Below are 7,298 nucleotides of genomic sequence, written 5' to 3' on the forward strand. Positions count from 1 at the left end.
CGGCGCTGTGAATCGAACCCCGATCATGTTGTCAAATCGGCTCGAATTGGGAAATGAGCCATCGGCCATCGTGTTTGTCCAGCGTCACTCGCACGCATGAGGTGGTGCTGGTGGGTGCGTCCGTGCCGACGATGACGGTCTGGTTGACAAAAACAAGGACGACCGCGTGGTTCGCGGTGGCCGACACCGACGCCGCGGCCGGAACGTTGGCGACCGCGGAGATCTGTTTTTGCTTCGCCCCGGGGATCACCACGTCATGTGTTAGCGAGGCATAGGAATCCTTGAATTGTCCTGTCAGTCGGTTTTGGGCGGCGGTCAGATCCTTCTCGGCGGTGTCGGGCTTGTAGGACAGCATCGTGATTGTTCCGTCGGTGGCGGCCCGCACGGACTCGACGCTGGCAAGCTGGGCCTCACGCAGGGAACCGACCTGCCATTTCAGCCCGCCGGCGGCCGCGGCCAGCAGCAGCGCGAGGCCGGGCAGCATCCCGTAGGCGAGCACACGTGACCAGCGGATGCTTCGTTTCATCGTAGCCGGCGTGTGCTCGCAGTCGTCCTCGGTCGCGGTGGGTGTTTCCTGGGCCGAGTCGGTGTCGGTGGGATCGCCGGTACGACGCGATTTCGGCCACCTCACGGCACGAACTCCACGTTAGACACCTTGGGCTGATCGCCGACTTGCTGCACGAAGATGCGCATCCGCCAGGCCCGTGGCCGTTGGTCGGGCACAGCGGCATTCGTCGTCTTGACGGTCACGGCGACGAGCACCTGGGCGGTGCCCGCGGTCTTCGACTCCAGCGCGGCCTCGGTGACCGTGCCGATGGTGGTCGATTTGGTCTGTTTGACCACGGCGATGAACGGCTGTGATCGCTTCGTGAAGTCGTCGTAGAACTGCCCGGTTGCCCCGTCGATGATGCGGCGCACATCGGCGTCGGCGTTCTGCCAATCGATCGTCGTCAGGTTCAGCGCCGCCTGCCTGCCCACCTGCACATACGCATTTCGCTCGGTCTGCGCCTCGTGCAGGTGGTGGAGACGAAATCCCAGCCATCCCGCCAGCGTCGCCAGCGCGATGACGACGGCCACCCCTACCAGCATCGCGGCCCGCAGCGGCGAGCGGGTCGTCCTCGGCTCGCCCGGGGGTGCGGTGTGTGTGTCCTTGCCGTCGGGTCCGCTGCTGGCGTCTTCGGCGGTGCCGGCATCGCCGCCATGCGTCGGTTCAGCACCGATCGGCGCGGACGCGGCGCGTTCATCCGGCATGAGCGTCGAGGTGCGGCCGGCGGTTCTCAGCTGCCCGGTGGTGTCAGCATCGTCTGCCACGTCTTCTCCTTCGGGCCGGTCTGCGCGAGGTCGGATTGGGTGTATTGCTGGCCATCGGGTCCGATGTAGGTGCCCGTGGCGGGGTCGTACTGGGCGGCCGCTACCGGTGGTGGGGGTGGGCTCACGGCAGCGGGAGGCGGCGCTCCGGTCGGCGGTGATCCGGGAGCTCCCTGGGGGATGTCCTGCCCGGACAGGGTGGCGTTGGGGTCGCCCTTCCAGTTGAAGCCGTCGTTGAGCGGCACATACTGCTCGTCGCTTTCGCACATTCGCACCGTGGGTGCGCGTTTGCCGGGGACGGTCTCGCAGGGGATGTTGCGCGCTCCGCGGACGTTGAACGGTGAATCTTGGGGCACCCGGCAGTACACGTCGCCGGCGGGACGCTCCGGGCTGTCCTCGAAGGACGGTGGACGCCGTTGCTGGGTGGGTAGGAATCCGGTGGTGCAGGCCGGTGGGAGGTTGATGTTGAGGTTGAAGCTGATCCACTCGCCACGGTAGTCCTGCTTGGTGTTGGCGTTGGCGACGACACTTCCGCCGCGGATCGCTGCGGCTTGCGGCAGCAGCACGAGGAGTTGTTCGAGGTCGTTTCGGTAGGTGAGGGCGACCTGGCCGACGCTGACCAGGTTGGCCAGCAGGATCGGCAAGGTCGGCTGGAACCGCTCGAAGAGTTGTCGCACCTCGCCGGCGGCGGGGCCGCCGTGGTCGATGATTCCGGCCACCGCGTTGTCATGGGTTTGCAGTTCGGCGGTGACCGTGGCCAGGTTGGCCGCCCATGCCTGGATCGCATCGGAGGTATCGGTCTGCGAGTCGAGCACCGGCTGGGACTGGTCGATCAGCGACGTCAGTGAGTCGAGGTTGGCGCGGGCGTCGATCGACAGCCGGGTGGAGGCCCTGACCAGCCGGGCCAGTTCTGGGCCCAGCCCGCCGACGGCGGTGTATGCCTCGTCTACGGCGGTGTTGAGGTTATCCCGCGGTATCGCCCGCAAGCCGGTGTTGACGGCGGTGAGCAGCTTGTTGATGTCAGGTGGCACGGAGGCGTCCCGCAGCGGGATGACGTCGCCGTTCTTTAGCGGCGGTGCGGTGTCACTGCGGGGCAGCAGGTCGACATATTGTTCACCGATCGCCGACTGGCTGTGTACCTCAGCTTTGACGTCGGAGGGGATGTCGATGCCGGATTTGAGCGACAGCACCGCGGCCACACCGGTGTCGGTGAGGTGCACCGACTGCACCCGCCCCACTTCGGTGCCGCGGTAGGTGACGTTGCCGGTCGCATACAGCCCGCCGGTCTGCGGCAATTCCATCGTCACCGTGTACCGGCCGACACCGAAGAGCTTGGCCGGCAGCTTCATGACGTGCAGCGTCATCAACGAGATCACGACGACGGCAAGCACCGTCAAGATGGCCAGCTGAACCTTCACGCGTTTGTGCAAATACATTTAGCGTCCCTGGTCCCAGCGGTACGGAATGATCAGCGGGTTGGATTGGGTGTAGGGGCTCGGGAGTTGCCCGATGGTGCGGCCCCATTGCAGCTCCAGCTCGGTGAGGTTGCCCTCCCAGCGCGTACCGGTGAAGAGCGCAGAGTCGATGCGGCTGAGCGTGAGGTCAACGATCAGGCTGAGGTTGCCGTAGTCGCCGCGCATCCACTTCTCGACGGTTTCGTTGGGGAACGGATAGGTCGTGTAGAGGCTGAGCGCACGTGTCAGGCTGGGGCCGGCGTTGGCCAGCGCTTCCAACACCGGCCCGATGTCCTTGAGTTCCTTGACCAGATTTTCTTTGGTCTGGTTGACCGTGTCGACGGTCAGTGCGCTGAACTTGCCGAGCTGATCGGCGGCCTCGATGAGGTTGTCCCGCTCGCTGTTGAGCTCGGCCAGCGCATCGGGGATTTTGCGCAGCGCGGTGTCGAGAACGGGTTTGTTGTCGGCGAACTTGCCGACCAGGGTGTTGAGGCTGTCCGTGGCCGCGATGATGTCACCGGTCTGGTCATTGGTGAGGGTGGCGAATTTGTCGAGTTGCTCGATCATGCTGCGCAGGTCGTGTTCACGCCCCCGGAACGCGGTGGAAAACGCCCGGGTGATGTCCTGGACTTGGCCCAGTCCGCCGCCGTTGAGCAGCATGGAGATCGCGGCCAGGGTCTGTTCGGTGGTCGGGTAGGCTCCCCCGCGCGCCAACGGGATCAGCGATCCGTCACGCAGTTTGCCGTCCGGTGGCGCGTCCGCTGGCGGGGCGAGCTCGACGTGCAGCGAACCCAGCAGGCTGGTTTGGCCGAGCTTGGCGGTCGCGTTGGCGGGCAGGTCGACGTCGCCGTTGAGCCGCATGCTCACCAGGGCATGCCAGCCTTGACGCTCGATTCTCGTCACGGTGCCGACGGTCACGTCACCGACCTGCACGCGGGAGTTCGGTTGGATATTGCTGACCTCGGGCATCTGCGCCTGCACGACGAAGGAACCCGGCCCGGCGCCCTCGGTGCCGGGCAGTGCAAGCGAGTTCAGCCCGCGCCAGCCGCAGCCGGGCAGCCCGGCCAGCGTGAGGATGATGAGCAGTTTCACCGCGACGCGGGAGGATTGTCGCGCTGTCATGAGCCGCCTCCGGGGGGGACCATGAGGCCGGGGAGGCCATCGGATGGGTTGGTGGTGACCGGCGTGGGCGGCGCGGCGGCATCCGGCGCAGCAGCCTCGGCGGCCAGCGGCGCAGGCTCGGGCGGGTGGGGCGCGGCCGCCTCGACGGGGGGCGGCACGTAGTCGGGTCGCATCCAGTCCTCGCTGTAGGTGACCTCGTTGGGCCGTGCCGATGCCCCGACGATGAGGTTTTCGCCCAGTGGCGGGAAGTTGTACTGGCGGTTCTTCACGATCGGTGCGAGGTACTGCACGCACAGTTTCGCCGCCTGTTCGGCGCCGAGACGGGAGGCCGCTTGGATCGCGCCGCACAGGAAACTGATCGGGTCGGCGAAGTTGTTGACCGCGATGGCGCCGGTCATCGTACCGCCGGCCGGTTCGTAGATGAAGATGAAGTTCTGCAGCGTCGAGGGCAGGATGTGCAGGGTTTGTTTGATGTCGTCGAGGCTGTCGACCATCGCCGTGGTGACCGAGGCCAACTTGTCCGAGGTGGTGCCCAGCGCATCGCGATTCTCCGCAACGAAACTCTGCACATCGGCGACCACGTCGTTGAGCATCCCGGCCGCCCGACCGACCTTGTCCGGATCGTCGGCCAACAACCCTGTGACGGCGGCCAGGTTCTCATTGAGCTGTCCGAGCAGGCCACTGCTGTCGTGCAACGCCGACACCAGCGTCGCCAGGTTTTTCAGGGTGGAGAAGATGTCGTCGCTGTGGTCGCCGAGGGCCGACAACGCCTGCGACAGTTTGACGACGGTGTCGCGGATGTTCGCACCTTGGCCGCGCAGGTTGGCGGCCGCGGTGTTGATGAACGCGCCCAGCGTGCTGACGCCTCCGGGCTGGGTGGGCCGCAGCAGTTCGGTCAGCCGCTCAACCTGCGCCCGGAAGTCGTCCCACTCGACCGGGACCGCGGTGCGGTCCTGCGGGATCACCGCGCCGTCGCGCATCACGGGTCCGCCGGTGTAGGCGGGGGTCAGCTGGATGGCGCGCCCGGTCACCAGTTGAGGCGACAGGATGACCGCCTTGGCGTCGGCGGGAACCGAATATTTGCGGTCGATCCAGAAGGTGACCTTGACCCGCTGCGGCTGCGGTTCGATCGTGGCGACGCGCCCGACGGGCACACCCAGGATCCGCACATCGTCGCCGGCGAACAGGCCGTTGCTGTTCTGGAAGAAGGCGACCACCGTGGTCTTGGCCGCCGCGCCGGTGCGGCCGAGGGCGACGAATAGCCCGCTGACGAGCACCGCCACGAGGACGGTCGCGGCGGCTGCGCGGATGAGACGCGCCCTGGTCATGGCTGTCCTCCGGGTTGTGCGGGCACCTCACCCGGTGCTGGCACGTAGACCGGGGAGGGTGTCGGCTCGGGTGTGTTTTGCACGCCGGGCGGCGGCGGTGCGGGCGGTCCGGGCGGGGGTCCACCTGGCGGCGGGGCCGGCGGGGGCTCCCGGTACGGATAGCGCGGATCACCCGGCTTGCCCGTGATCGCGTCGGGCAGCGTCAATCTGGGTTCGCCGCCCTGCCCGGTCCGCGGGTAGGGCACCGGCAGCGCCGGGGTTGCGGGCTGGCCGGTGGGGGGGTCGATACGCTCGGAGGGCAGCACGGTGGCCGGGTCGAGCCCGAGATCGGAGAACGCAGCGTCGACGAAGGGCTGCACGAACTGGCCCGGGAGCAGGTTCGCCAGGTATGCCTTGAAGAACGGCCCCGATGAGACGGCTTCGCCCAGCGAAAGCGCGTAGGCGTTGAGCCGCTTGATCGCATCCTGGATGCGCTCTTTGCGGTTATCCACGATGGCCAGCACCCCGTTGAGCTTCTCCAGCGCCGGCCGCAGTTGCTGCCGGTTCTCGGCGATGAACCCCTTCAGTTGCTGGGCGACCGCCGAGATGTTGTTCCAGATCTGATCGATTGCGCTGCTTTGGGTTCGGAGCTCAACCAACAGGGCATTGGTGCTCTTGACCAGGGTGACGATCTGATCGGTGCGCTGGGCCAGTACCGTTGTGGCTTTTCTGGCGTTGGCGAGCAGGTTGCGCAGTTGCGCGTCGCGTTCGTTGAGTGTCTGGGAGAACCGGGCAACCCCTTGCACCGCGTTCCTCAGCTCTGGTGCGGTGCCGGAAAAAGTCTGCGCCAGGGTGGCCAGCGAGTCCGACAGCTGGTCGGTGTTCAGCCCGCTGATCGTGGTGGCCAGGTCGCCGAGGGCGTCGGGCAGCTGGTAGGGCGACACCGTCCGCTCGATCGGGATGGTGGTGGTGAGCTCGCCGTCCCCGCGGGATATGACGTCGAGCACCTTGCTGCCCAGCAGGCTCTTGGTCTTTATCGCCGCCTCGGTGCGATCGCCCAGAAAGATCTTCCTGTCGACGCTGAACGTGACGAGCACGCGTGCCCCGTCGAGTTCCATGCTGGACACTTTTCCCGCGGGAAAACCGGAGACATCGACCGAGGCACCGGTGTGCAGCCCGCCGGCGTCGGCGAAATAGGCCGAATACTCGTTGGCCTGGTTCAGGAAGGGGAGTTTCTGGAAGTTGAGCGCGGCAAGGACGATGGCCGCGACGGCTGCGACGCCGATGGCCCCGATCAGCGGGGTATTGCGTTCGGAGAAGGATTTCATTTCGGCGCACACCGCCCCGTGCTTTGTCCGGCCACCTTGACATACACCGGCTGCCCGCCCTTTCCGTTGAGCTTCAGGATCAAGTCGCACAGGTAGAAGCTGAAGAAGTCGCCGTAAATCCCTTGCCGCGCCAGCGCCTTGTACTTGTCTGGCAGCGTATTTAGGAGGTTGTCGAAGTAGTCGTGATCGGCGACCACGATCCCAGCGGCGCGGTCGGTCTCGTGCACAACTTTCTGGAACGGCTCCCTGACCTGCGTGAGCAGATCGGCCACCGAACCGGCGGCCGCGTTGGTGTGGGCCACTGCGTTAGCGATGTCCTTCTTGCGGCCGGCCAGCCCGTCGATCAGGCCCGACAGCGAGGTGACCGCCTTGTCGAGCTGGTCTGACTGGTCACCCAGTGACCCCAGCACCACGTTGAGGTTGGTGATGACCTGCCCGAACAGCTGATCGCGGTCCGCCAGTGTGTTGGTCAATACCGCGGCCTGGTTCAGAAATGATCCGATCGCGGAGCCTTCGCCCTGAAACGCTTGGATCAGCTGGCCGGTGAGGGCGTTGACCTGATCTGGGTCCAGCGCGCGAAACAGCGGCCGGAAGCCGCCGATCACCGCATCGAGGTCCAGCGCGGGTTCGGTGCGGGCCAGCGGAATCATGTCACCGGGCTGCAATGTCTTGACCCCCCCGGCGCCTTCCTCAAGTGCTAGGTGTTCTTCACGGGTAGGTTGTGAACGCGTAGGCGCTCGATTGGTGTCATTCCGCCGATGCCGGTGTGGGGTCGGTGG

At 66.2% G+C, this 7,298-nt stretch carries 6 protein-coding genes and 1 pseudogene; all 7 read right to left on the reverse strand.

The features are described 5' to 3' along the window. Positions 1-31 precede the first annotated feature (31 nt). Entirely contained in the window at positions 32-631 is a 600-nt protein-coding gene (locus ACJH6I_RS29395; protein ID WP_232530501.1) for a hypothetical protein, read from the reverse strand. Further along, positions 628-1,311, reverse strand: a complete 684-nt coding sequence (locus tag ACJH6I_RS29400; protein WP_047040148.1) for a hypothetical protein — start codon at positions 1,309-1,311, stop codon at positions 628-630. Before ACJH6I_RS29400 ends, ACJH6I_RS29395 begins: the two co-directional genes overlap by 4 nt. Then, on the reverse strand, positions 1,278-2,744 hold the full coding sequence (locus tag ACJH6I_RS29405) for an MCE family protein (protein ID WP_047040150.1): 1,467 nt from the start codon (positions 2,742-2,744) through the stop codon (positions 1,278-1,280). The genes ACJH6I_RS29400 and ACJH6I_RS29405 overlap by 34 nt, the downstream gene beginning before the upstream one ends. Further along, positions 2,745-3,884 carry a virulence factor Mce family protein gene (locus ACJH6I_RS29410; protein ID WP_047040152.1) on the reverse strand — a complete coding sequence of 380 codons (1,140 nt, stop codon included), beginning with the start codon at positions 3,882-3,884 and terminating at the stop codon, positions 2,745-2,747. Then, positions 3,881-5,212 (reverse strand): virulence factor Mce family protein, encoded by a 1,332-nt coding sequence (locus tag ACJH6I_RS29415; protein WP_047040154.1) that lies wholly within the window; start codon positions 5,210-5,212, stop codon positions 3,881-3,883. Before ACJH6I_RS29415 ends, ACJH6I_RS29410 begins: the two co-directional genes overlap by 4 nt. Further along, the gene (locus ACJH6I_RS29420) at positions 5,209-6,519 is read right to left on the reverse strand and encodes an MCE family protein (RefSeq protein WP_047328217.1); all 1,311 of its coding nucleotides are present in this window, start codon (positions 6,517-6,519) and stop codon (positions 5,209-5,211) included. The genes ACJH6I_RS29415 and ACJH6I_RS29420 overlap by 4 nt, the downstream gene beginning before the upstream one ends. Beyond that, positions 6,516-7,223 (reverse strand): annotated as a pseudogene (locus tag ACJH6I_RS29425) (MCE family protein); the annotation flags it as partial. The gene ACJH6I_RS29420 and the pseudogene ACJH6I_RS29425, both read right to left, overlap by 4 nt. Positions 7,224-7,298: the final 75 nt, after the last annotated feature.

The organism is Mycobacterium sp. SMC-13 (genome assembly GCF_045311035.1).
Lineage (GTDB): Bacteria > Actinomycetota > Actinomycetes > Mycobacteriales > Mycobacteriaceae > Mycobacterium.